Source organism: Mycobacterium colombiense (assembly GCF_001672755.1).
Classification (GTDB): domain Bacteria; phylum Actinomycetota; class Actinomycetes; order Mycobacteriales; family Mycobacteriaceae; genus Mycobacterium; species Mycobacterium colombiense_C.
The window spans coordinates 29,942-52,968 of sequence record NZ_LZKI01000047.1 but is presented as its reverse complement, the minus strand read 5'-3'; the positions used below and the strand labels follow the sequence as shown (position 1 = coordinate 52,968).

The window sequence follows — 23,027 nt, the reverse complement described above, 5'->3', positions numbered from 1 at the left end:
TCTGGCCGTACTGAGACGGACGTCACATAAGGTGGATTTCATGCCTAACCTCCTCGGCCTGCCCGGTCAGGCCGCCGCAAAAGTTCAGCAGTACCTCGAACGCGGCTCCGCGGAATTGCATTACGTGCGCAAGATCTTCGAGTCGGGCGCGTTCCGGATCGAGCCGCCGCAAAATTACGCCGCGATGGCCGCCGACATCTACAAGTGGGGCGAGTTCGGCATGCTGCCGGCTCTCAACGCCAGGCGCCATCCCGACCGCGCGGCGTGCATCGACGAGGAGGGCGAATTCTCCTACCGAGAGCTGAACGAGGCGGCGCACGCGGTGGCCAACGGGCTGATCGAGAAGGGCGTCAAGGGCGGCGACGGCATCGCCATCCTGGCCCGCAACACCCGCTGGTTCCTGATCGCCTACTTCGGTGCCGCGCGGGTGGGCGCCCGCATCATCCTGCTCAACAGCGAGTTCTCCGGCCCGCAGATCAAGGAGGTGTCGGAGCGCGAGGGCGCCAAGCTGATCATCTACGACGACGAGTACACCAAGGCCGTCAGCAAAGCCTCGCCGGAGCTGGGCAAACTACGGGCGCTGGGGACCAATCCCGACAGTGACGAGAAGTCCGGCAGCAAGGACGACACGCTGGCCGACCTGATCGAGCGCAGCGACAAGAAGCCCGCGCCCAAGGCGAACAAGCACTCGTCGATCATCATCCTGACCAGCGGGACCACCGGCACCCCCAAGGGCGCGAACCGCAGCACCCCGCCGACGCTGGCGCCCATCGGCGGCATCCTGTCGCACGTTCCGTTCAAGGCCGGCGAAGTGACGTCGCTGCCCGCACCGATGTTCCATGCGCTGGGTTTCCTGCACGGCACGATCGCGATGTTCTTGGGGTCGACGCTGGTGCTGCGCCGGAAGTTCAAGCCGCCGCTGGTGCTCGAAGACATCGAGAAGCACAAGGTGACCGCGATGGTCGTCGTCCCGGTGATGTTGTCGCGGATCCTCGACGCGGTCGAGAAGATGGACAAGAAGCCCGACCTGTCCAGCCTGAAAATCGTGTTCGTATCCGGGTCGGCGCTGGGAGCCGACCTGGCGGAACGCGGCCTGAAGGATCTGGGCCCGGTCATCTACAACATGTACGGCTCGACGGAGATCGCCTTCGCCACCATCGCCGAGCCCAAGCATCTGGAACACAACTCGTCGACGGTCGGCCCGGTCGTCAAGGGCGTGAAGGTCAAGATCTACGACGACAACGGCAAGGAGCTGCCGCAGGGTGAGGTGGGCCGCATCTTCGTCGGCAACGCCTTCCCGTTCGAGGGCTACACCGGCGGCGGTAAGAAGCAGATCATCGACGGGCTGTTGTCCTCGGGTGACGTGGGCTACTTCGACGAGGACGGCCTGCTGTTCATCAGCGGGCGCGACGACGAGATGATCGTCTCCGGCGGCGAGAACGTCTTCCCGGCCGAGGTCGAAGACCTGATCACCGGGCATCCGGACGTCGTGGAGGCCACCGCGATCGGCGTCGAAGACAAGGAATGGGGCCACCGCCTGCGCGCCTTCGTGGTGAAGAAGGACGGCGCCGACCTCGACGAGGACACCGTCAAGCACTACGTGCGCGACCACCTGGCCCGCTACAAGGTGCCGCGTGAGGTGGTCTTCCTCGACGAGCTGCCGCGCAACCCGACGGGCAAGATCCTCAAGCGCGAGTTGCGCGAAATGGACGTCGACTAGGCCGTCCGGATCTCCGGGCCTTGCCTGATACGCGGGGTCAGCGCCGGTCTTTGATGGCGCGGGTGATCTGTGCCGTCAGCTTGGGGTCGACCAGAAGTTGGTCGATGAGCGCGGTGAGGACCTCTTGCCCGGTCACCCGGGCGACTCCCAGCCGGTCGGCCGCCTCACGCTGCCAAATGTCGAGGGCCCGGTGAGTCGCCGCCGGCAGGTCGACGGTTCGGCGTGTCCGCTGCGTGCGTCCCTGCTGGCCGACCGCCGGCTGGTTGGCTATCCGCGGGCCGCCAGGCCCGAGACTGGTGAGCCGTTCGGTGGGGGCGGCGTCTCCGGAAGGCCCGGCCGAGTTGGGGGCGCGAAAAGCTCCGGCGCTGGGTCCGCTGTGGCTGCTGTTGAAGTTCACTTCGGTTCTTCCTCCGTGAGTGCCAATCAGTAAATCAGCGCTCGGTGCCGTTGTGTCAATACTGATTCTGTCACCGACGCCAGCGTAAGTCGCGTCGCCGGGCCGCCCGCCCTCTTGGTCGGCCGCGCCACGGATAGGGACGCAGCTGCGCGGCGCCGCGGCGGCTCACCCCGCAGATCGTGTCGCAAAAAGGTACAAGTAGCTGTATGCCCGAAATTCTCTCTTGGCTGGCTCTAGATGGGGATGGCATGGGTTTCCCGAAAAATCCGGAAAGTCAGAATATCTGCTAACGCGGAAAGTCGCGTTTCAGTAGGTACGTGATCCGTAGGCCAGTAGATCAGTAGATGGCGGTTGAGCTGTGTCAATAGAACGAGACAGCCCCCAAGCGTCAGTATCTGCACATAGATGAATTACGCAAATACGGGCCAACAACCACACCCACTATTGGCCGGGTTCAGCGCCGTTGTTATCCAATTCACAATAGACAAATAGCGAATTACCCTTGTTTGCTCTGAAATGTCCAACTAGCGTTTTTGCTATCGGTGGCAAGTGGTTGGAAAGGGAACTTCGATGATCTTCGGGCGATCATTACGCGGCGCGGCCGCAGGTGTCCTAGGTGCCGGGGCTGTGGCCGGCGCGCTGCTTTTCGGCGGCGCCCCCTCGGCTCAGGCCGCTCCTGCGCCCGCAGCCACCACGAGCTTCGCCAGTGCTGGGCCGCACAGCGGACCGGGCTTCATCCCCGATCGCCCCGGCGGTCGCGGATGGGGTGGCCATGATGGTCGGGGAAATGGCAATTGGGGGCACGGCAACTGGGGCCGTGGCGGTGGCTACTGGGGCCCCCAGCACTGGTGGAACTGGTGGTGGTGATCACCATCTCCGCGCGGTAGGAGCCATCACCGACACGCCAACCCTCGGGATGGCCGACCGCGTATTGGGGGGATCCATGCCGGCCTGACGTAGTCAGGTCGGCATGGCCCTGTTTCGGGCCCTTTTGCGAAGCTTTACGGGTCGCGGGGCAGGCCCAACAGCCGTTCGGCGATGATGTTCAGCTGCACCTCGGAGGTGCCGCCGTAAATGGTGGTGGCACGGCTGGCCAACAGGTATTCGCCCCATTTGCCGGGTAATTGGTCGGGGTCGCCGATGGCGGCATCTGTGCCGAACGACGAGACCGCGAATTCGGCGTAACCCTGGCCGGTCCGCATGGACAGCAACTTGGAGATCGCCGCCGAAGGCATAGCGTCCCCGCCGGCCAGCGTCAACAGCGTCGAACGCAGGTTGAGCACCTTGGCCGCATGGCCCTCGGCAATCAATTGGCCCGCCCGATGCTGGGCGATCTGGTCGAAGTGGCCGTCGCGAACGAAATCGACGAACTGGGGCAGGGTCGCCAGGAAGTTCGCGTCGCTGCTGCCGATCGACACCCGCTCCGCGGTCAGCGTGTTGCGGCTGACCTCCCACCCCCGGTTGACCTCACCGAGCACGCAGTCGTCGGGCACGAACACGTCATCGATGTAGACGGTGTTGAACATCGCGTTGCCGGTGAGCTCGCGCAGCGGCGTGACCGTCACGCCTTCACTGCGCATGTCCAGCAGGAAGTACGTGATGCCATTGTGTTTCGGGGCGCTGGGATCCGTCCTGGCCAGCAGTGCACCCCACTGCGAGAACTGCGCTGCGGTGGTCCAGATCTTCTGGCCGGTGACGCGCCAGCCGCCGTCGGTTCGGGTGGCCTTGGTGGAGAGGCCGGCCAGGTCCGATCCGGCGCCGGGTTCGGAAAACAGCTGGCACCAGATCATCTCGCCGCGGAAGGTCGGCGGCAGGAACCGTTGCTTTTGCTCCTCGGTCCCGAACGCGACGATCGACGGAATGATCCACGCGGCGATGCCGACCTGCGGCCGCTTGACCCGCCCGGAGGAGAACTCCTGGGCGATGATGATCTGCTCCACCGGACTGGCGGCCCGGCCCCACGGCTTCGGGAGGTACGGCAGTACCCAGCCCCCCTCGGCGATCGCGACCCTGCGCGGATCACGCTCCATCTCCTTGAGCGCGGAGACCTCGGCCCGGATCTCGGCCCGCAGCTTCTCGGTGTCGGGGTCGAGGTCGATGTCCACCGTGCGCATGCCGGTGGTGGTGGCGGTGTCGACGACCTTCTGCGGGTAGTCCGAACTGCGGCCGAAGGAGGCGGCAAGCATCAGCGCCCGGCGGTAGTACACGTTCGTGTCGTGCTCCCAGGTGAAGCCGATCCCGCCGTGCACCTGAATGCAGTCCTGGGCGCAGCGCTGGGCGGCCGCGGGCGCCAGCGTCGCCGCGACAGCGGCCGCGAAGTCGACGTGTGAACCGGCTGTGTCCCAACCGTTTTCGCGGGCCTCGTCGATCGCACGGGCGGCATCCCACACGGCCGCGGTGGCCCGCTCGGTGTCGGCGATCATCTCGGCGCACTTGTGCTTGATGGCCTGGAACTGGCCGATCGGGCGGCCGAACTGCTCACGGATCTTGGCGTAGTGCGAGGCCGTGTCGGTCGCCCAGCGCGCCACGCCGATGGCTTCGGCGGACAGCAGCGTGGTCATCACCGCGTGCGCCGTCGCCATGCTCAGGTTCGTCAGCACGACGTCCTCGCCGACCTCGACGGCATTGGCCCGTACATCGGCGATGGGGCGCAGCGGATCCAGGCTTTTCACCGGCTCGATCTCGAGCTGGTCGGCGCGCAGCACCGCCCACGCCTCACCGCTGTCGATCGCGACCGGCAACACCAGCAGCGTGGCCTGCGCCGCGGCGGGCACCGCACGGACCTCGCCGCGGATCACCAGCGAATTGCCCTGCCGGGTGGCGGTCAGCGCACAGCAATTCAGGCCGTAGGAGGCGATTTCGGCACCCGACGCCAGCTCGGAGAGCACCTTCGCGTCCGGGTCGTGCGCGGAGATCAGGGCACTGGCGATCGCCGACGGCACGAACGGCCCCGGCACCGCGCCGTAACCGAATTCGGCCAGCACGATGGCCAGCTCGAGGATGCCGAACCCCTGCCCGCCGACGGATTCGGCGAGATGAACACCGTGCAGTCCTTGGTCGGCCGCGGCCTGCCAGTACGGCGGGGGGTTGTCTACGGGCGTTTCCATGGCCGCATGCAGCGTCTCGGACGGCGCGACGCGCGCCACCAGTGATCGCACGGAATCGGCCAGGTCTTGATGCTCGGGATTTATCGCGATCGGCATTGGTCGCCTTCCGTTGCTGCAGGAGGCCGTTTCGGCCCAGTACCTTCCAAGCTAACAACCAGTCGGTTGGTTGACGATACGGGCTGCCGGCTGTCCGTGGCGGACACCCGGGACGAAATGGGCACGAATTATCAGCGCCACCGCTTGCCGATCCATCGGGTGATGATGTCGGCCTGCTCGCCACGCGCCCCCGGGGTGGTGAAGTAGTGGTCGGTGTCGACCGAGGCCTGCGTCTTGTCGGTTCCTGCGAGTGCGTCGAAAATGCGTTGGGCGTCAGAGGGAAACACCCCGGTGTCGGCCTCGGCGTTGATCACCAGGGCGGGACAGCTGATCCGGGCCAGGTGCGGTTCGGCGCGGGTCTGGGCCACCCGCAGGCTCCACATGCTCAGCCAGTTGCGCAGCGTGCAGGCCGCCGCGATTCCGCGCGCCGAGCGGTTCGCCTTGGCCGGGACGCCCGCGTAGCACATGTTGGGTTGCCGCTTGGTGGGTTCGATGCCGGGGTCGACCATGCGGGGATCGGCCCAGGTCCGCATCACGGAAAACGGGCGATCCGAAAACCCCGCCGCGCGAACGCGTTTGAGTTCCGTTTCGGCCCAATCGGTGATCGCGTGGTTGCGCGCGGTCTGCGCGCCGCGGTAGCGGGCGAGGAACTCCGGTGAGTAGGGCGGCCCGTTGTGCTCGTTGAACAGGTCGAGGTCGGCGTCGGTGGCCACCGGGTCGTTCTCGTCGACGACGGCGGCGTCCATCCAGGCGGTGAGCACCTCCGGGCGCCCGGGATGGGCGGCGGTGGCCACGTAGCCGTCGGCCGGTGGCAATTCGGTCAGCCCGGCGGCCGGGCGCATGCCGTCCAGGGGAGTCACATTCGGTTCGACCGCCTGCGACTGGTAGGCGGCCATCAACGAGCCGCCACCCGAATTGCCCAACAGCACCACGGTATCCACGCCCTGGACCTCGCGCAGCCAGCGCACCCCGACGCCGATGTCGACCAGCGCGTGGTCGAGCAGAAAGCTGCTTTCGAAGCCGCGAAACCGGGTGTTCCAGCCCAGGAAGCCGACGCCGCGCGTGGCCATGTAGTCGGCGAGATAGTGCTCGGAGAAGTCGATCTGATAGTGCGTGGCGATCATCGCCACTGTGGGTTTGCGGCCCACCCCCCGGTGATACAGCCCCTGGCACGGATGCCCGCCCGCGCCCGCGCGCCCCGCGGTGGGCGACGGCACCCCGATGAACTCGCGGATCACTCCGGCACCGATACGACGAGTCAATTCAGCGGTCCCCCTTACGCATAGATGGCCCGGTAGTAGATGTTGGCCAGGGTCTGGATGCAGGCCTGATCGTCGGGTTCCGCCGCGCGCGCCCCACCGAGCTGGATGTAGCAGAACTGGTTGAACATCGCCACGATGGCCTCGGCGATCAGGCGGGGATCGTCGTCGCGGCAATGACCCTCGGCCTGGGCCCGCCGGACCGATTCGGCGATGAAAGAGATTGGTATCTCGCAGATCTCGGCCCAGTATTGGGCGAAGTCGTCGTTGACCATCGCCAGCTGCGACACGCTGATTACCTCGGCGAGCCGGTGGCGGTAAGTGTGCCAGTGGGCGGCGGCCGCGGCATGGGCCCGCTCTCGATCGGACAAACCGTGTGCGGTCACCGACAGCGCGCGCTCGTTGGCCTCGTCACGGAAGCGCAGCGCCCACTGGCGCACCATCGCCTCTTTGGAGTCGTAGTAGTTGTAGAAGGATGCCGCCGAACGTCCGGCCTCCGCTGCGATGTCGGCGATGGTCATGGCGAGGACGCCCTTGCGCGCGATGACGGTCCGGGCGGCCATGTCGATGGCGGCCTGCGTGCGCCTGCCGCGAGCGGTGGGAAGTTCGGCGGGCGCGCCGGCCCGGCCAGCAGGGGATGCCGCGGTCGACACCTGCGCACCTCCCTGGGCCAAAACTGAAACTGATGTTAGATTCAGATTTGCATCTTGGCCAGGATCGTCAAGCCGGGGACCGAGGGGAGCCACCAGATGATCAAGCCGCACAACACCAACACGGAATTCGACCTCGGCGGGATCAACCATGTCGCCCTGGTGTGTTCGGACATGGCAAAGACCGTGGACTTCTACAGCAACATCCTCGGCATGCCGCTGATCAAATCGCTGGACCTACCCGGCGGCGCCGGCCAGCACTTCTTCTTCGACGCCGGCAACGGCGACTGCGTCGCCTTCTTCTGGTTCGCCGACGCCCCCGACCGGGTGCCGGGGATCTCGTCGCCGGGCGCCATCCCGGGTATCGGCGACATCACCAGCGCCGTCAGCACGATGAACCATCTCGCCTTCCACGTGCCGGCCGAGAAGTTCGACACCTACCGCCAGCTCCTCAAGGACAAGGGGGTGCGGGTCGGGCCGGTGCTCAACCACGACGAAAGTCCCATGCAGGTGTCTGCGACCGTCCATCCCGGCGTCTACGTGCGCTCGTTCTATTTCCAGGATCCGGACGGCATCACCCTTGAATTCGCTTGCTGGGTCAAGGAATTCGATAGCAGCGACGCCCAGGCCGTGCCCAGGACCGCGGCGGACCGGCGGCCCCCGGTGGGCGCCGCCCACTGATTTGACCGGGCCGAGCCGGAGGATATTTTCATGACCGACGGCATTCTGACCGACGCGCAGATCGCGGCGCTCACGCCCGAGCAACGGCGGGAGCTGATCACCCGGCTGGAGCAGCCGCTGGGTGACGTCATCGATCCGGAGTTCCTGGCGCGGGTGCGGCGCATCCGGCTGAGCCTGATGGTCGGTGGCTCCATGGCCATGGTCCCGTGGCTGGGGTATCTGTCGGTGACGCTGCCGGAGAACTACGTCGCACACAACTGGCCCATCACCTGGATCGGCTTCGACGTCCTGCTGGTCGGGTTCATGCTGACGACGGCGGTGCTCGGGTACCTGCGTCGTCAGTTGCTGGTGCTCGCCGCCTTTACCACCGGGGTCCTGCTGATCTGCGACGCGTGGTTCGACCTGATGACCGCCGGACCCAAGGACATCTGGCTCTCGGTGATCACGGCGCTGTTGATCGAGGTGCCGCTGGCGCTCTTCATGATCACCAGCGCGGTCCGCATCATGCGGCTGACCATGCTGCGGTTGTGGCTGCTGGACCCTGGCATGCGGCTGTGGCATCTGCCGCTTTTCCCGTGACGCGTGCCCGGTTTGGCTCGGGCCGTTCGGATTCCAGGCCATGCCGGCGGCCCTGTGGACGGGCCTGACAATGCTATCCCGAGTTCTGGACGCGGACAGGCGAATCGGCAACAGACCCGTCCGTGATTGGTTACCTCTTGGTACGCATGCGCCACCCATGCGACCGGTAAGCGAAACAGGCTACCGCCGCGGAGACGCTCGCGCGGGAGAATGCGAGTCTTCGTAAAACCGCCAAATCTTCACCTCCGTCAGCTAGCGTCCACAGCAGCGACATAGGGGGTGTAAGCGACGCGGTAGTTCGGCCCAACATACCGAAGAATACGTCGCAAAATTCAGGCGCGAGACCAACACAAGACGCATCAAAAGCTAAGCGCTAATTGCGTTTTCACCACCTCCCAGACCGCACAACAGATGTCGGTATCTCACAGCACAAGGACTCGACGAATGGTCGCACTCGGAAACATCAACGAATGGCAACCGCCTCACGGCCCGGTTACCATGTGGATGGCAGCGCCTACGGCGCTTGAAGCGGCGCGCGCCGCGCGGCGAAGTGATCTAGCTCCGAGTTATCAACAGAATCAACATCTCTGGGCCTCCTATCACGGCAAGAACCTGAACCGGCAGCTGCCCCGGCTGATGATCGTGGCGTGGGATATTCCCGGCATCTGCGACATCGAGGCGATGACCGCGACGATCAATGCCCACGTGCGCCGCCAGGACACGTATCACTATTGGTTCGAATTCGACAACGGAATCTTCGTACGCCGCGAAATCGAGAAGCCCGAAGCCATCGACTTCGTCCCGGTGGCGCTCGGCGAGATGAGCCCGGACCAGGTGCGTACCCACGTCCTGACCACGACTCCGGAGACGCTGGAATGGGGCTGCTTTACTTACGGAATCATCCAGCACGCCGACTATTTCACGTTCTATGCCAGTGTCGACCACCTGCATATCGACGGTCTGTCCGCTGCCCTCATCTTCCTCGACATCCACCTGATGTATCAGGAACTGGCGCAGAGTGGGCACCGCTCCGCCGCGCTGCCCGAGATGCGGAGCTATCGCGCCTACGTTGCGCGGCAGCGCGAGAGGGCCGCGACGCTGGACCTGTCGTCGCCCGAGATCAAGGACTGGATCGCATTCGCGCGCGACACCGACGGCGACTGGCCGAGTTTCCCACTGCCGCTAGGTGATATCTGGGCGAGCACCAGGGGCGATCTGCTGACCGTCGAACTGATGGACGCCGCCGAGACCGAGGCTTTCGATGCCGCGTGCGTCGCGGCCGGTGCCCGGTTCATCGGGGGAGTCCTGGCGTGCGCCGGTTTCGCCGAGCACGAATTGACCGGCAAGGGCACTTATCACGGGTTCACGGCCAAGGACACCCGGGCCGCCGGTGTCGACACGATGACCGTGGGGTGGTTCGCCAGCCTGATCCCGATCACCGTGCCGACCGCCGGCGAGACGTTCGCCCAGGCGGCCCGGGCCGCGCAGAAGTCGTTCGACGACGCCCAGCGCCTCGCCGACGTCCCGGTCGAGCGCGTCCTGGAACTGGCCACACCGGACGAACTGGGCATCAAGCTGCCCACGCAGCTGCCGATGATGCTGTCCTTCCTCGACTTCCGCAAGATTCCCCTCAACGGGTTGTGGGTGGAGACGAAGTTCGGCACGTACGGCGACAGCCTTTCCCACGGCGGGATCAACATGTGGATCAACCGCCAGGCCGAGAACACCACGGTGACGATGTCCTTCCCGGACAACGCAATCGCACGCGAGTCGGTGCTGCGCTACATCGCGACGCTGACCCAGACATTCGTGCGCGTCGCCAAGCCCACCGCGGACGAGCCCATTGCGGTTGCACCGCAGGTGAATTCGGAGGAGCCCTACCCGGTCACGCCGGACGCGGACGACAACGAAGCGGCCTGACGATGAGCAACGTGCTGGACCTGGCCGACCAGACCCTCTTTCTCGGCGAGCGGGCGACGGGAGCCACCAGCTTGTTGCAGTGCGTGTGGGTCTACGACCACGCCGTCGACGTCGGCGGGCTGCGCGAGTTCCATCACCACCTGGGGAGGGGGCGGCTGTCACGCCGGATCGAACGGTCTCCCTTGCCGTTCGGCCGCCATCGCTGGGTAGCGCCGAAGGACCGGTGCATTCTCGAGATCGTCGACACGCCGCGGCGGCGCGACGAGATCGACACGTGGCTGGCTGAGCAGGGCACCAAACGGCCGGACGCCGAGCGCGGGCCCGGCTGGCACCTGGCTGTGCTTCCGCTCACCGACGGCGGCGCGGCCGTCAGCCTGGTCACCACGCATTGCCTCACCGACGGCGTCGGGCTGTGCGAGGCGTTGGCGGATGCGGCGAGCGGGCGGGGCGACGCGATTCGCTGGCCGGCCGCGGCGGCCCGCCGGCGGTGGCGGGCGGTGCGTGAGGACGCGCGCCAAACCGCGCACGACACGGGCGATGTCGGTCGCGCCATCGGCGCGGCGGTCCGAATGCTCCGGCAGGGCCGCGACGCCGTGCAATCGGCGTCGGCCGAGAAGCCGCCCGCGCCGCCCACCGCGGGCGACCACCCCATCACCCTGCCGATGACGACGTTCTTCGTCGACGCCGACGAGTGGGACGGCCGCGCCGACACCCTCGGCGGGACCAGCAACGCGCTGCTCGCGGGACTGGCGGCGCGGCTCGCCCAGCGGGTGGGACGGGTCGCGGCGGACGGCTCGGTCAACGTCGGGATGCCGCTCAACGAGCGCATCCCGAGCGACACTCGCGCCAACGCGGTCACGAACGTCGACGTCACGCTCAGGCCCGCGGCGATCGGCGGGGACCTGCGCGAGATCCGCGCCGCGATCAAGAACGCGCTGATCCGCCATCAAGACGTGCCCGACGAGCGGTGGGCGTTGCTGCCGCTGGTTCCGCTGATCCCCAAGCGCCTCTTCCGGCGACTGATCAGCGTGGTCACCGGCGGCGCCACCACCGTCGTGTCGTCGAACCTCGGTGTGCTCGACCCGGCGGTGAATCGGCCGGACGGCAGCGACGCCGACTATTTCGCGATGAAGTCGGTGTACCCGGGAGTGACCAGCGCGACGATGCACCGCACCAACGGAGCGCTGGCGTTGTTGTCGGGACGGGTGCACGGCCAGGTCTTCGTGTCGGTGCTCGGCTATCAGTTGGGTCGGCGAAACTCGAATGGGGATTTGCGGCAAGCCATCTCCGGCGTGCTCCGCGATTTCTCGCTGACCGCCACCACGGGCTGGCGCACGTTCAGCCGGGTGTGAGTCCCGGGCGGGGCCGCTGGACGCCCGCACATATTTGCGATGACGTCATTAAGTCGCGGTCCGGCGAGCGAGCGGGTGCGGGCCGAATTGCGCAGGTAGACGCGCTGTTTCGCGGCGAAGCGGCCACTGTGGACGCTCCTCTGGGATTGTGACCCTTATCACAAGAGGGGTACGTTTGTGGCCTATTCGACTAGCGTCAACTCCCGCGACACAGGGGGCGCATAGCAACGCGGCAACTCAGTCCAACATGCCGTGACACGTCGTCAAGGTTCCTGCCAAGGAATTGATGCTGCGCGAATAGGTCATCGACCAACGCCCGATGACCTATTCGCTGTTCCCTTGCTGCGCAACAAATGTCGGCACTACGGGAGGGACGACTTAAGCAAATGGTCGCACTCGGCAACATCACCGAATGGCAACCACCGAACGGCCCGCTCACGATGTGGACGCCCGCGCCCGCGTCGCGCGACGCGGCCCGCACCGCACGCCGCTCTGAGCTTGCTCCGAGTTACCAACAGAATCAACATCTTTGGGCCGCCCACATCGGCAACGCAATGAGTAGGCAGCTACCCCGCCTGATGGTCGTGGCCTGGGACATCCCCGGCGTCTGTGACATTCCGGCGATGACAGCAACCATCAACGCACACGTCCGCCGCCAGGACACCTACCACAATTGGTTCGAATTCGAGGACGGGCAAATCGTGCGTCGCACGATCGACGACCCCGCCGACATCGACATGGTTCCGCTGCCGTTCGGGCAGATGAGCGCGGCACAGGTGCGCACCCACGCACTGACCACCACCCCGGAGACGCTCGAATGGGGTTGCTTCACATTCGGTGTCGTCGAACACGCCGACTATTTCACGTTCTATGCCAGTGTCGACCATCTGCACATCGACGGCTTGTCCGCCGGGCTGATCTTCGTCGACATCCACCTCACGTATCAGGAACTGTCGCAGGGCGCACATCAGCATCAGCCCCAGCTCCCCGAGGTCAGGAGCTATTGCGACTACGCCGCGCGACAGCGCGAGAAGGCTGCGACCCTGGATCTGACGTCGCCCGAGATCAGGGACTGGATCGCATTCGGTCGCGGCACCGACGGCAACTGGCCGAATTTCCCACTGCCGCTGGGGGATACCTGGACCAGCAGCAAGGGCGACCTGGTCACGACGGACCTGCTGGACGCGGCCGAAACCGAATCCTTCGACGCCGCCTGCCGCGCGGACGGCGCCCGGTTCATCGGGGGAGTCCTGGCGTGTGCGGCCCTGACCGACCACGAATTGACCGGCAGCGACACCTATCACGGGTTCACCGCCAGGGACACCCGGATGCCGGGCGTCGACACGATGACCGTCGGCTGGTTCGCCAGCCTGATCCCGGTCACCGTGCCGACCGGCGGTGTCTCGTTCGGCGAGGCGGCCCGCGCGGCCCAGAAGTCCTTCGACGCCGCCAAGGGTCTTGCCGATGTGCCGTTCGAGCGGCTCCTGGAGCTGGCCACGCCGGATGACCTGGGGATCAAGCTGCCGACGCAGCTGCCGATGATGCTGTCCTTTCTGGACTTTCGCAAGATTCCCCTCGCCGGATTGTGGGCCGAGACGAATTTCGGTACCTACGGTGACAACCTGTCCGCCGGTGGTATCAACATGTGGATCAACCGGCACGCCGAAAAGACGACGGTGACAATCTCCTACCCGGACAACGAGATAGCCCGCGAGTCGGTGCACCGCTACATCGCGACCTTGACCGAAGTATGCGCTCATGTCGCCAAAACTGCATCGGCGGCATCGGATGCCACTGCATCCCAGGGCGATTCGGGCGAGCAGCGGGATTTCGCCGACGAAGACGACACCGAGGCGGCCTAGACATGAGCAACGTGCTGGATCTGGCCGACCAGACCCTCTTTTTAGGGGAGCGGGCGACGGGCACCACCAGCCTGGTGCAATGCGTCTGGGTGTACGACAGACCCGTCGACATCGAAGGCCTGAAGAGGTTTCATGACCACCTGGGCAGGGGGAGGTTGGCCCGCCGGATCGAGCGGTCCCCCTTGCCGTTCGGCCGGCACCGCTGGGTGTCGCCCGGCGATCACCCCGGCCTCGAGATCGTCGCGACGGCACGCCCGCGTGAGGAATTCGACGACTGGTGCAACGAGCAGGCCGGCACCCGGCCGGACGCCGAGCGCGGACCCGGGTGGCGCCTCGCGGTGCTCCCGTTCACCGACGGCGGAGCGGCGGTCAGCTTGGTCATCACCCATTGCGTCAGCGACGGCGTCGGGCTCTGCGAGGCGGTGGCGGATGCGGCATCCGGACGCGACGCGGCGGTGCGCTGGCCCGCCGCCGCATCACGGCGACGGTGGCGGGCACTGCGCGAAGACGCACGCCAAACCGTCCGTGACACAACCGATATCGGTCGCGCGGTCGCCGCGGCCGTGCGCCTGGCGCGGGCCGGCCGCCCGGGTGGCGGAGCCGTCGCCCCGTCGTCGGAAAAGCGGCCCGCGCCGTCGGCCGGACCCGACCGGAGCGTCACGCTTCCCGCCGCGACGCTCTTCATCGACGCCGACGAGTGGGACGCGCGCGCCCACGCGCTTGGCGGGAGCAGCAATGCGCTGCTGGCGGGCATGGCCGCCCGCCTCGCCCAGCGAGTCGGGCGGGTCGCCGCCGACGGGTCGGTCAACGTGGGGATGCCGGTCAACGAGCGCACCCCGGACGACACTCGCGCGAACGCCGTCACGAATGTCGACATCACGATCGAGCCCGAGCATGCAATGGACCTGCGCGAGATCCGCGCCGCAATCAAGCGAGCGCTGGTTCGGCATCAGGATGTGCCCGACGAACGGTGGGCGTTGCTGCCGCTGGTTCCGTTGATACCCAAGCGGATCTTCCGGCGGCTGGTCAGCGTGGCCACCGGCAGCGCAACCGCCGTCGTATCGTCCAACCTCGGTGCACTCGACCCGGCCGCCAACCGGCCGGACGGCACGGACGCCGACTACTTCGCCATGAAGTCGCTGTATCCGGGTGTGACGAGCGCGACGATGCAGCGCACCAACGGGGTGCTGGCGTTGTTGTCCGGACGGGCGCACGGTCAGGTCTTCATCTCGGTTCTCGCCTACGAGCCGGGCGGAGACAACTCGGATGCCGGCTTGAGACAACATATTTCGAATACGTTGAGCGACTTCTCGCTGACCGCCACGACGGACTGGCGCACGGTCAGCCGGGTGTGAGCTCGTGGTGGGGCGTTAGCCGTCCGCCCGTGTTCCGTTGAGGCGGTACAGGTTTGGTTCGGCGAGCTCGTCGAGCAGCGCCGCCAGCTGATCGACCAGCTGGTGCGGTTCGAGTCGGACGTCACCGGCCAGCCAGGCGCTGATGGTCTGCCCGACGCCGCCGACCATGAAATGCGCCGTGGCCTTGATGCGTTCGTTCGCCGGTACCTGTAGCGCGTTGCCGACATGCTGACCGGACAGCATGGCGAACAGTGCACTGGACTCGGCGCGTTTGCGCACGATCACCGGATCGGCGAGCTGCGTGCTGAACAGCAGGCGCCCCACGCGGGGATCCTCGGTGACGGTCCGCACGATGTTGGCCATGCCCGCGCGGGTTTGCTCGTCGGCTGGCACCGAGGCCATCGCCGCCTGGGTGGTGGCGGCCAGCTCGGCGACCACCCAGTCGAATACGCACGCGACGAACTCGTCCTTATCGGCGAAGCTCTCGTAGAAGTATCGGGCGGCCAGGCCGGCGCCGCGGCATACCCCGCGGACGGTGACCGCCGAGATGTTCTGCTGCTCCGCCCCGAGCAGGTCCAGGCCCGTGGCGACCAACCGGTTCCGGCGGGTGGCCAGGCGCTGCGCGGCCTCGACCCCGCGGTACGGCCGCGCGCTGGACGTCTCGCTCATGGCAACCATCTTGACACTAACGCCTGTCCGCGACAATATCAGGAAACAAGCGTTCGCACATTAGCGAACAAACGCGGGGAGGACCTGACAATGGCAATTCACGAGCCGGTGCACCAGCCCATCGGGCACGTCGAGCGCCGAGCCACAGACCCGCCCCGCCCGCAGCGGCGCCGGCGGCGACGGACGCTGGGCATCGACGAAGGTTTGATGGGCGTCGCATTGCTGGCGGGTCCGGCGAACGTGATCATGCAACTGGCCCAGCCCGGCGTCGGATACGGCGTCATGGAAAGCCGCGTCGAAAGCGGCCGGGTCGACCTGCACCCGATCAAGCGTGCGCGCACCACCTTCACCTACCTGGCCGTCGCGACAAACGGCAGCGATGCCCAGAAGGACGCCTTCCGCCGCGCGGTGAACCGCGCTCACGCACAGGTCTATTCGACCCCGGAAAGTCCGGTGTCCTACAACGCTTTCGATCCGGCGCTGCAGCTGTGGGTGGGGGCCTGCCTGTACAAGGGCGGGCTCGACATCTACCGCATGTTCATCGGTGAACTCGACGGTGAGGACGCCGACCGTCACTACCGCGAGGGCATGACGCTGGCCACCACCCTGCAGGTGCCGTCGAACATGTGGCCCGAAGACCGCGCGGCGTTCGACCGCTACTGGGAAGAATCGCTGGCCAAGGTGCACATCGACGACGCCGTGCGCGAGTATCTGTTTCCCATCGCGGCCAACCGGATTCGGGGCCTGGCACTGCCGCGCCCGCTGCAGCGCCTCTCCGACAACTTCGCGCTCCTGATCACCACGGGCTTCCTGCCGCAGCGGTTCCGCGACGAGATGCGGCTGCCCTGGGATGCGACCAAGCAGCGCCGCTTCGACCGGCTGATCGCCGTATTGGCCACGGTGAACCGGTATCTACCGCGGTTCATCAGGCGTTTCCCCTTCAACGTCTTGCTGCACGACCTGGACCGCAGGATCAAGAAGGGCCGTCCGCTGGTGTAGCGCGCGGGGCGGAAACCCACGCCCGTTTGAAAACGATAATCATATTCATTAAGCTCCCCAGTCTGGTAACCCTTCCAGCCTGAGGAGTGCCTATGACGGCGCCAATTTGGATGGCCTCGCCGCCCGAACTACATTCCGCGCTGCTCAGCAGTGGCCCCGGGCCCGGCCCATTGCTGGCCGCGGCCGGTACCTGGTCACAGCTGAGTGCCGAATATTCTTCTGCCGCAGACGAATTGAGTACGCTGCTGGCGGGAGTCCAGGCCGGCGCATGGCAGGGGCCCACCGGCGAGTCCTACGCGGCCGCGCACGCGCCGTACCTGGCCTGGCTGGCGAAATCGAGCGCGGACAGCGCCACGGCCGCCAGCCGGCACGAGGTGGCCGCGGCGGCGTACACCGCAGCCTTGACCGCCATGCCCACGCTGCCGGAACTGGCCACCAACCACGTCGTGCACGGTGCTCTTCTGGCGACGAATTTCTTCGGGGTCAACACGGTTCCCATCGCGGTCAACGAGGCCGACTATGCGCGGATGTGGACCCAGGCGGCCACCACGATGTCCACCTACCAAGCGGTGTCCACCGCCGCCGTCACGTCGGCACCGCACCCCGATCCCGCGCCGCCCATCATGAAATCCGATGCCTCAAGCGATGATTCATCAGATCCCGACCACGACCCGACGATCGACAATTGGCTCGACGACTTCATCGCGAGGATCCTGAAGAACTTCGGGATCAACTGGGATCCCGCTCAGGGCACCGTCAACGGGTTGGACTACGACGCCTACACGAACGCCGGGCAACCCATCTTCTGGGTGGTGCGTGCGCTGGAACTCCTGGAGGATTTCCAGCAGTTCGGCTATTACCTGGTGCACAATCCCGCGCTGGCATTCCAGTACCTGGTCCAGCTGGCGCTGTTCGACTGGCCGACGCACATCCTCGAGATCTTCACCAGCCAGCCCGAACTGTTGGCCCCCGCGCTGCTGCTCGCGGCCGCCCCGTTCGGCGCCGTCGGCGGTTTCGCCGGGTTGGCCGGCCTGGCCGCCATACCCCACCCCGCGCCCGTCCCGGCGCCTCTGCCGCTGCCCGCCCCGGCGCCGCCCGCCTTACCGGCCATCGCCACGGCCCTGGACCCCGTCGCGCCGGCCGCGGCGCCGGCCTCGGCCCCGGCGCCCGCGCCCACCGCCACGACGAGCACCGTGGCCGGTGCCCCACCGGCGCCGCCGGCTGCTGCCGCCCCCGGACCCGGGTTCTTCCCGCCCTACGTCATCGGCCCCCCGGGCATGGGAACCGGCTCGGGCATGGGCGCGAGCGCCAGCTCCAGCGCCAAGAGGAAAGCGCCGGAGCCCGACAGCGCCGCCGCCGCGGCGGCGGCCAGCGCGCGAGAAGCGGCCCGCGCGCGCCGGCGCCGGCGCGCGACACAGCGCGGGCGCGGCGACGAGTTCATGGACATGAATGTCGACGTCGACCCGGACTGGGACGCCTCGCTGGCTTCGGATCAGGGCGCCGGCACGCTGGGGTTCGCCGGGACCGCCCGCCGGGAGACAGCCACTGCGGCGGCCGGGCTGACCACGCTGGCCGGCGACGAGTTCGGCGGTGGACCCACGCTGCCGATGATGCCGGGCACCTGGGGCCTGGACGGTGACGACGGGGGCGCCTAGCGCCCCGGGCGCCCCGTTGGCCTCGTGGGCTCGTCCCTGGGCCCCGTCCCGGTCCGCGCTGAGATAATGACGCGGTGGAGACGCTGAAGTCCGGGCGCAGATTGCGGTTGGGGTCGATGGAAGTGCTGGTGGCGCTCCTGTTGGCCTGCGCTTTGGCCGCGACGACCCTGCGCAATGCCGTCTTCAACAGCGCGTCGCTCTCCACGATGGGCACCGTGTTCTGCGGGGTCTTCGTGCAGGCGATCCCGTTCCTGGTGCTCGGGGTCGTGGTCAGCGGACTGATCGCGACGTTCGTATCGCCGCAGCGGTTGGCGCGCTGGTTGCCGCGCCGGCCGGCCTTGGCGGTGGTGGCGGCCGGTGTCGGCGGCGTCGCACTGCCGGGGTGTGAATGTGGGTCAGTTCCGTTGGCGCGGAGGCTGTTCGGCGAAGGCGGCGCGACCGGAGCCGCGGCGTTGACGTTCATGCTGGCCGCGCCGGCGATCAACCCGGTCGTCCTGGTCGCCACGGCGGTGGCGTTTCCGGGCGCGCCCAGGATGGTCTTCGCCCGCATGGGGGCTTCGCTGCTGACCGCGGTCGTCATGGGCTGGGCGTGGTCGCGGTGGGGTCGCCCGGAATGGATCACCCGTCGGCTGCCCGCCGCGGGAACGCAGACCGAGCCGAGATGGGTGGTCTTCACCGAGGCCGCGCGTCACGACTTCCTGCAGGCCGCATCGTATTTGGTGCTCGGCGCGGCCGCAGCGGCCCTGCTGCACGTGGTGGTGCCGCAGTGGGTGTTCGCGCATCTGGCGACCGACCTCGTGCTCGGCGTCGCGCTGATGGCCGCCCTGGCGGTGGTGCTGGCGCTGTGTTCGGAGGCCGACGCGTTCGTGGCGGCCAGCATGACGATGGTGCCGCTGGTGCCCCGGCTGGTGTTTCTCGTCGTCGGACCGGCCGTCGATGTCAAGCTGTTCGCGATGCAGGCGGGCATGTTCGGCCGGGCGTTCGCCGCGCGCTTCGCCCCCTGCACATTCGTGGTGGCCACCGCGAGCGCCTGCGCAATCGGGATTTTCGTGTTGGGGGCCCGTTGATGAGCCGCGAGGCCGAGAACACCGTGCTGCTGTTGGTGGGCATCAGCATCGCCATGATCACCGGGTCGGGCGTGTTCACGCGTTACGTCAAGCCGGGGCTGTTGCCGTGGCTGGTCGTGTCAGCGGTGGCGCTCATCGGTTTGGCACTGGTGGCGATCGTCGGCGACATTCGCCGGGGCGGGCCGCGGGCGAGTGAGGCGGAGGCCGATCACGGCCACGGGCATTCCCATCGGACCGGCATCGTCTGGATGCTTGTGGTCGCGGTTCTGGTGCTGATGTTCGTGGCGCCGCCCGCGTTGCGGCCCTCGGCCGCCGCCCCGTCGGTGACGTCGGTATCCAATAACGTTCTGAACAAGGCATTTCCGCCGCTGCCGCCTGGGCCGGACCCGGACGTCTCGCTGCCCGAGGTGCTGATGCGCGCAGCGCACGACACGACCGGATCGTTGACGAACCGGTCGATCAGCGTCACCGGTTTCGTGCTCAACGAGGCGCAGGGCGTCGACCTCGGTCGCGTCGTCATCATCTGCTGCGCGGCCGACGCTCAGCTGGCCCGCATCCACCTGCGCGGGCCGGCGGCCGGGGGTGCGTCGGGGCTACCGGACAACACCTGGATCAGGGTTCAGGGCCAAGTCATAGCCGCACCGCGGCAACCGAATTCGCCGGCGATTCCCACGCTGCAGGCCACCGCGGTCACCCGCATCGACGCCCCACCCAACCCGTACGCCTACCCGCACTGACCCATCAGTTGCGTCGGCTCAAGGTGCGTGTCCACCGCTCATGCTGCCTGAGTGGGGCTGGGACGGGTGTGTTTTCCCACTGCCCGCGCTCCAGCCAATCGCGCAGTTCGGCGGCCGCGGCACTGTCGGCGATGGGGCCTAGCCAATGCGCCGCGCCGCAGGCCAACCGATCGCTCGTGCAGGGCTGCACCACGGCCATGACGCCGCCGGTCGGCCGCGACGCACAGGTGAGCGGTCCGAGCATGCAGGAGGCCGAGACCAGCATGGAGTGCGGACAGCGCCGGATGGTGGGACGCAGTTCGTCGATCATCGACAGCTCGTGGCCGACCGCGCAAGCAGCGCAGACGATCACCGTGAAGGGGCGATCGGTGCCGCGGCGCGGAGGCGTCATCGCGCCGTGTGCCGTCCGGGGTAGGGCAGCAACGCCATCTCGCGGGCGGTCTTAATGGCCGTCGCGACCTGCCGTTGTTGCTGAACGGACAGACCGGTGACTTGGCGGGACCGGATCTTGCCGCGTTCGGAGACGAACACGCGCAGCGTCGCGGTGTCCTTGTAGTCCACCGCTTCCAGCCCCAGGCTGTGCAGCAGATTCTTTTTGGGTGAGCGGCCCGGCGGTAGCGCGGGCCGGCGGGTGCGCGCGGCTTTCCCGGCCATCACCAGCTCGCCTTCCGCACACCGGGAAGCTGCCCGGCATGCGCCAATTCGCGAACGCGCACCCGCGACAGCCCGAACTTGCGGAGGTGACCGCGGGGGCGCCCGTCGACGGCGTCGCGGTTGCGCACCCGCACCGCGCTCGCGTCGCGGGGCTGGCGCGCCAACTCGTCCTGTGCGGCCGCCCGCTGCGCGGCGGTGCTCGCCGGTGAGCGGATGATCTCCTTGAGTTCGGCGCGGCGTTCGGCGTAGCGCGCCACGGTCGCGCGGCGGCGGTCGTTCTTGACGATCTCGGACTTCTTGGCCATGTTCAGCGGTCCTCGCGGAACTCGACGTGGCGGCGGATGACGGGGTCGTACTTGCGCAGCACCAGGCGGTCGGGGTGGTTGCGCCGGTTCTTGCAGGTGATGTAGGTGTATCCGGTTCCCGCGGTGGAGCGCAGTTTGACCAGGGGGCGAATCTCGTTGCGTGCCATCAGATTCGCTGCCCCTCGCGGCGAAGTCGTGCCACCACCGCCTCGATGCCGTCGCGGTCGATCACCTTGATGCCCTTGGCGCTGACCCGCAGGCGGATCCGGCGGCCCTCCGACGGCAGGTAGTACGTCTTGAGCTGGATGTTGGGGTTGAAGCGCCGAGACGTTCGGCGGTGGGAATGCGATACCGCGTTACCGAAACCCGGCCGCCGTCCGGTCACCTGGCAGTGGGCGGACACCATGTACCTCCATTGCAGCTTATTGAAAATGATTTTCGACAAGGCCCGTCACGAACGATACCGTATGAGAGGGCTAGATGAAAATGATTGCCAATAAGGAGGACGATGCGGACGCCCGTCATCATGGTCGCCGGCCAGAGGGACACCGACCCGGTCGTGGGTGCGTTGTTGCGCACCCGGGGAACGCTGGTGGTAGAGCACCGCTTCGACGGTCACGTGGTGCGCCGGACAACCACCGCGCTGTCCGACGGCGTCTTGACGTCCAACGAGACCGGCCTGGAACTCGCGCACGGCTGCGTCTCGTGCACCATCCGCAACGACCTGCTGGTGTTGTTGCGTCAACTGCACCGGCGCGACGACGTCGACCGGATCGTCGTGCACCTGGGACCCTGGTTGGAGCCCGAGCCAATCTGTTTGGCGATCAAGCACGTTCGGGTGCGGGTGGCACCGGGTTACATCGACGGTCCGGCGGCCCTGGACGTATCGATCGCCGCCGTGGTGAGCTGTGTCGATTCATCGGCATGGTTGAACCAGGCGCTCGGTGAGGACGACTTGGACGATGGGCGCACCGAGGCTCAGGTGGTGATCGGCCAGGCCGAATTCGCCGACGTGGTGGTGCTCGATCGGCCCAATCCGTTCGTCGCCGCCGTGCTGCGCCGGCTGTCCCCGCGCGCTCGCGTTCGGGTGGGCGCCGACGGCATCGAGGGCGCACTGACCGATCTGTATCGCGACGCGCGCCGCGGCCGCAGCGACGACCCGCACGGTCCGCTGCTGTCCGGTCAGCCGCCGCTGGAGTCGCGCGGGCCAATCAGCTTGGTGGAGTTCAATTCCCGGCGCCCCTTCCATCCGCAGCGTCTGCACGCGTGCCTGGATCTGCTGCTCGACGGCGTCATCCGGACCCGGGGGCGGCTCTGGCTGGCCAGTCAGCCCGACCGGGCGATGTGGTTGGAATCGGCCGGCGCCGGGCTGCGGGTCAGCTCGGCGGGCAAGTGGCTGGCAGTCCTCGGCGACCTCGAGTTGGACGGCATCGACACGGAGCGAAGGACTTTCGCCGAACTGCGCTGGGATGACCGGCATGGCGATCGGCACACGGCGATGACCATCCTGGTGTGCGGTGCGAAACCCGCCGACATCCTCGACGCCCTGCGCGGCGCGCTGCTCACCGACGAGGAGATGCGACGCCCCGGCGACTGGATCGACTACCACGACCCGTTCGGCGATTGGCACGAAGAACCGTGCGCGGACCGGGCGGAAGCCGCCGACAACACGGCCCGGCACACCCAGCAGGACGGGGATTTCTCATGAAGCCCGGCACTCATCCCGACTACCATCCCGTCGTCTTTCAGGACGCCACCACCGGTGCGATGTTCCTGACTCGATCGACACTGACCAGTTCGCGCACCGTCGAGTGGCAAACACCGCAGGGCATGCGCACCTATGCACTGGTCGTCGTCGAGGTCACCTCGGACTCGCACCCGTTCTGGATCGGCGGCCGTCGAATCGTCGACAGCGCCGGCCGGGTGCAGAAGTTTCACCGCCGCTACGGCCGCAGGTGAAAGT

The 23,027-nt window shown here is 67.2% G+C and carries 23 protein-coding genes; 13 read left to right on the top strand and 10 right to left on the bottom strand.

All coding sequences use genetic code 11. The features are described 5' to 3' along the window. The first annotated feature begins 40 nt into the window (after positions 1-40). Positions 41-1,720: a long-chain-fatty-acid--CoA ligase FadD2 gene (gene fadD2, locus A5708_RS06385; RefSeq protein WP_065027845.1), complete on the top strand. Its 1,680-nt coding sequence runs from the start codon at positions 41-43 to the stop codon at positions 1,718-1,720. A gap of 37 nt (positions 1,721-1,757) precedes the next feature. Here the strand turns inward: fadD2 and A5708_RS06380 are convergent, their stop codons facing one another. The 4 genes from A5708_RS06380 to A5708_RS06365 form a co-directional block, all read right to left on the bottom strand. Next, a complete protein-coding gene (locus A5708_RS06380; RefSeq protein WP_065027805.1) occupies positions 1,758-2,117 on the bottom strand; it encodes an ATPase in 360 nt (119 codons plus the stop codon). Between the two features lie 1,001 nt (positions 2,118-3,118). Next, complete coding sequence (locus A5708_RS06375) at positions 3,119-5,320, bottom strand: acyl-CoA dehydrogenase (protein WP_065027804.1); 2,202 nt, start codon at positions 5,318-5,320, stop codon at positions 3,119-3,121. Between the two features lie 131 nt (positions 5,321-5,451). Further along, positions 5,452-6,582 carry an alpha/beta hydrolase gene (locus tag A5708_RS06370; protein ID WP_155765912.1) on the bottom strand — a complete coding sequence of 377 codons (1,131 nt, stop codon included), beginning with the start codon at positions 6,580-6,582 and terminating at the stop codon, positions 5,452-5,454. A gap of 14 nt (positions 6,583-6,596) precedes the next feature. Beyond that, positions 6,597-7,142, bottom strand: coding sequence for a TetR/AcrR family transcriptional regulator (locus tag A5708_RS06365; RefSeq protein WP_196772549.1), 546 nt, complete (start codon positions 7,140-7,142; stop codon positions 6,597-6,599). Positions 7,143-7,328: 186 nt separating this feature from the next. On the opposite strand from A5708_RS06365, the gene A5708_RS06360 reads away from it, so the two are divergent. From A5708_RS06360 to A5708_RS06335, 6 genes are all read left to right on the top strand, one after another. Further along, positions 7,329-7,910 (top strand): VOC family protein, encoded by a 582-nt coding sequence (locus tag A5708_RS06360; protein WP_065027801.1) that lies wholly within the window; start codon positions 7,329-7,331, stop codon positions 7,908-7,910. Positions 7,911-7,940: 30 nt separating this feature from the next. Then, positions 7,941-8,489 (top strand): hypothetical protein, encoded by a 549-nt coding sequence (locus tag A5708_RS06355; protein ID WP_065027800.1) that lies wholly within the window; start codon positions 7,941-7,943, stop codon positions 8,487-8,489. Positions 8,490-8,933: 444 nt separating this feature from the next. Further along, positions 8,934-10,409 (top strand): condensation domain-containing protein, encoded by a 1,476-nt coding sequence (locus A5708_RS06350; protein WP_065027799.1) that lies wholly within the window; start codon positions 8,934-8,936, stop codon positions 10,407-10,409. Positions 10,410-10,411: 2 nt separating this feature from the next. Then, positions 10,412-11,761: a hypothetical protein gene (locus A5708_RS06345; protein WP_065027798.1), complete on the top strand. Its 1,350-nt coding sequence runs from the start codon at positions 10,412-10,414 to the stop codon at positions 11,759-11,761. A gap of 386 nt (positions 11,762-12,147) precedes the next feature. Further along, on the top strand, positions 12,148-13,623 hold the full coding sequence (locus tag A5708_RS06340; protein ID WP_065027797.1) for a condensation domain-containing protein: 1,476 nt from the start codon (positions 12,148-12,150) through the stop codon (positions 13,621-13,623). 2 nt (positions 13,624-13,625) lie between these two features. Next, positions 13,626-14,978, top strand: coding sequence for a hypothetical protein (locus A5708_RS06335; RefSeq protein WP_065027796.1), 1,353 nt, complete (start codon positions 13,626-13,628; stop codon positions 14,976-14,978). Between the two features lie 15 nt (positions 14,979-14,993). Here A5708_RS06335 and A5708_RS06330 read toward each other — a convergent pair whose 3' ends face one another. Then, positions 14,994-15,656 (bottom strand): TetR/AcrR family transcriptional regulator, encoded by a 663-nt coding sequence (locus tag A5708_RS06330; RefSeq protein ID WP_065027795.1) that lies wholly within the window; start codon positions 15,654-15,656, stop codon positions 14,994-14,996. Positions 15,657-15,737: 81 nt separating this feature from the next. Here A5708_RS06330 and A5708_RS06325 point away from each other — a divergent pair, with 81 nt between their 5' ends. From A5708_RS06325 to A5708_RS06310, 4 genes are all read left to right on the top strand, one after another. After that, positions 15,738-16,646 carry an oxygenase MpaB family protein gene (locus A5708_RS06325; protein WP_065027794.1) on the top strand — a complete coding sequence of 303 codons (909 nt, stop codon included), beginning with the start codon at positions 15,738-15,740 and terminating at the stop codon, positions 16,644-16,646. 92 nt (positions 16,647-16,738) lie between these two features. Then, positions 16,739-18,301: a PPE family protein gene (locus A5708_RS06320; protein ID WP_065027793.1), complete on the top strand. Its 1,563-nt coding sequence runs from the start codon at positions 16,739-16,741 to the stop codon at positions 18,299-18,301. A gap of 74 nt (positions 18,302-18,375) precedes the next feature. Beyond that, the gene (locus tag A5708_RS06315) at positions 18,376-19,368 is read left to right on the top strand and encodes a permease (RefSeq protein ID WP_065027792.1); all 993 of its coding nucleotides are present in this window, start codon (positions 18,376-18,378) and stop codon (positions 19,366-19,368) included. Continuing rightward, positions 19,368-20,105, top strand: coding sequence for a TIGR03943 family putative permease subunit (locus tag A5708_RS06310; protein ID WP_065027791.1), 738 nt, complete (start codon positions 19,368-19,370; stop codon positions 20,103-20,105). The genes A5708_RS06315 and A5708_RS06310 overlap by 1 nt, the downstream gene beginning before the upstream one ends. A gap of 4 nt (positions 20,106-20,109) precedes the next feature. Here the strand turns inward: A5708_RS06310 and A5708_RS06305 are convergent, their stop codons facing one another. Genes A5708_RS06305 through rpmB form a run of 5 tightly spaced genes read right to left on the bottom strand, consistent with a single transcriptional unit; the run spans position 20,110 to position 21,467 of the window. Continuing rightward, positions 20,110-20,496, bottom strand: coding sequence for a hypothetical protein (locus A5708_RS06305; protein WP_065027790.1), 387 nt, complete (start codon positions 20,494-20,496; stop codon positions 20,110-20,112). Then, positions 20,493-20,759, bottom strand: coding sequence for a 30S ribosomal protein S18 (gene rpsR / locus A5708_RS06300; RefSeq protein WP_065027789.1), 267 nt, complete (start codon positions 20,757-20,759; stop codon positions 20,493-20,495). The genes A5708_RS06305 and rpsR overlap by 4 nt, the downstream gene beginning before the upstream one ends. Continuing rightward, on the bottom strand, positions 20,759-21,064 hold the full coding sequence (rpsN, locus tag A5708_RS06295) for a 30S ribosomal protein S14 (protein WP_065027788.1): 306 nt from the start codon (positions 21,062-21,064) through the stop codon (positions 20,759-20,761). Before rpsN ends, rpsR begins: the two co-directional genes overlap by 1 nt. A gap of 2 nt (positions 21,065-21,066) precedes the next feature. Then, entirely contained in the window at positions 21,067-21,231 is a 165-nt protein-coding gene (gene rpmG, locus A5708_RS06290) for a 50S ribosomal protein L33 (RefSeq protein ID WP_065027787.1), read from the bottom strand. Then, positions 21,231-21,467, bottom strand: coding sequence for a 50S ribosomal protein L28 (gene rpmB / locus A5708_RS06285; protein ID WP_065027844.1), 237 nt, complete (start codon positions 21,465-21,467; stop codon positions 21,231-21,233). Before rpmB ends, rpmG begins: the two co-directional genes overlap by 1 nt. Before the next feature lie 105 nt (positions 21,468-21,572). Here rpmB and mrf point away from each other — a divergent pair, with 105 nt between their 5' ends. Both mrf and A5708_RS06275 read left to right on the top strand, forming a co-directional pair. Then, a complete protein-coding gene (gene mrf / locus A5708_RS06280; RefSeq protein WP_065027786.1) occupies positions 21,573-22,772 on the top strand; it encodes a ribosome hibernation factor-recruiting GTPase MRF in 1,200 nt (399 codons plus the stop codon). Beyond that, complete coding sequence (locus A5708_RS06275; protein WP_065027785.1) at positions 22,769-23,023, top strand: type B 50S ribosomal protein L31; 255 nt, start codon at positions 22,769-22,771, stop codon at positions 23,021-23,023. Before mrf ends, A5708_RS06275 begins: the two co-directional genes overlap by 4 nt. Positions 23,024-23,027: the final 4 nt, after the last annotated feature.

Coding starts and splice junctions, on each gene's coding strand:
- mrf (WP_065027786.1), top strand. CDS start 21,573: ATGCGGACGCCCGTCATCATGGTCGCCGGCCAGAGGGACACCGACCCG.
- rpmG (WP_065027787.1), bottom strand. CDS start 21,231: ATGGCACGCAACGAGATTCGCCCCCTGGTCAAACTGCGCTCCACCGCG.
- rpsR (WP_065027789.1), bottom strand. CDS start 20,759: ATGGCCGGGAAAGCCGCGCGCACCCGCCGGCCCGCGCTACCGCCGGGC.
- A5708_RS06340 (WP_065027797.1), top strand. CDS start 12,148: ATGGTCGCACTCGGCAACATCACCGAATGGCAACCACCGAACGGCCCG.
- fadD2 (WP_065027845.1), top strand. CDS start 41: ATGCCTAACCTCCTCGGCCTGCCCGGTCAGGCCGCCGCAAAAGTTCAG.
- A5708_RS06365 (WP_196772549.1), bottom strand. CDS start 7,142: ATGGCCGCCCGGACCGTCATCGCGCGCAAGGGCGTCCTCGCCATGACC.
- A5708_RS06330 (WP_065027795.1), bottom strand. CDS start 15,656: ATGGTTGCCATGAGCGAGACGTCCAGCGCGCGGCCGTACCGCGGGGTC.
- A5708_RS06350 (WP_065027799.1), top strand. CDS start 8,934: ATGGTCGCACTCGGAAACATCAACGAATGGCAACCGCCTCACGGCCCG.
- A5708_RS06355 (WP_065027800.1), top strand. CDS start 7,941: ATGACCGACGGCATTCTGACCGACGCGCAGATCGCGGCGCTCACGCCC.
- A5708_RS06360 (WP_065027801.1), top strand. CDS start 7,329: ATGATCAAGCCGCACAACACCAACACGGAATTCGACCTCGGCGGGATC.
- A5708_RS06345 (WP_065027798.1), top strand. CDS start 10,412: ATGAGCAACGTGCTGGACCTGGCCGACCAGACCCTCTTTCTCGGCGAG.
- A5708_RS06305 (WP_065027790.1), bottom strand. CDS start 20,496: ATGACGCCTCCGCGCCGCGGCACCGATCGCCCCTTCACGGTGATCGTC.
- A5708_RS06375 (WP_065027804.1), bottom strand. CDS start 5,320: ATGCCGATCGCGATAAATCCCGAGCATCAAGACCTGGCCGATTCCGTG.
- A5708_RS06320 (WP_065027793.1), top strand. CDS start 16,739: ATGACGGCGCCAATTTGGATGGCCTCGCCGCCCGAACTACATTCCGCG.
- A5708_RS06335 (WP_065027796.1), top strand. CDS start 13,626: ATGAGCAACGTGCTGGATCTGGCCGACCAGACCCTCTTTTTAGGGGAG.
- A5708_RS06275 (WP_065027785.1), top strand. CDS start 22,769: ATGAAGCCCGGCACTCATCCCGACTACCATCCCGTCGTCTTTCAGGAC.
- rpsN (WP_065027788.1), bottom strand. CDS start 21,064: ATGGCCAAGAAGTCCGAGATCGTCAAGAACGACCGCCGCCGCGCGACC.
- A5708_RS06310 (WP_065027791.1), top strand. CDS start 19,368: ATGAGCCGCGAGGCCGAGAACACCGTGCTGCTGTTGGTGGGCATCAGC.
- A5708_RS06325 (WP_065027794.1), top strand. CDS start 15,738: ATGGCAATTCACGAGCCGGTGCACCAGCCCATCGGGCACGTCGAGCGC.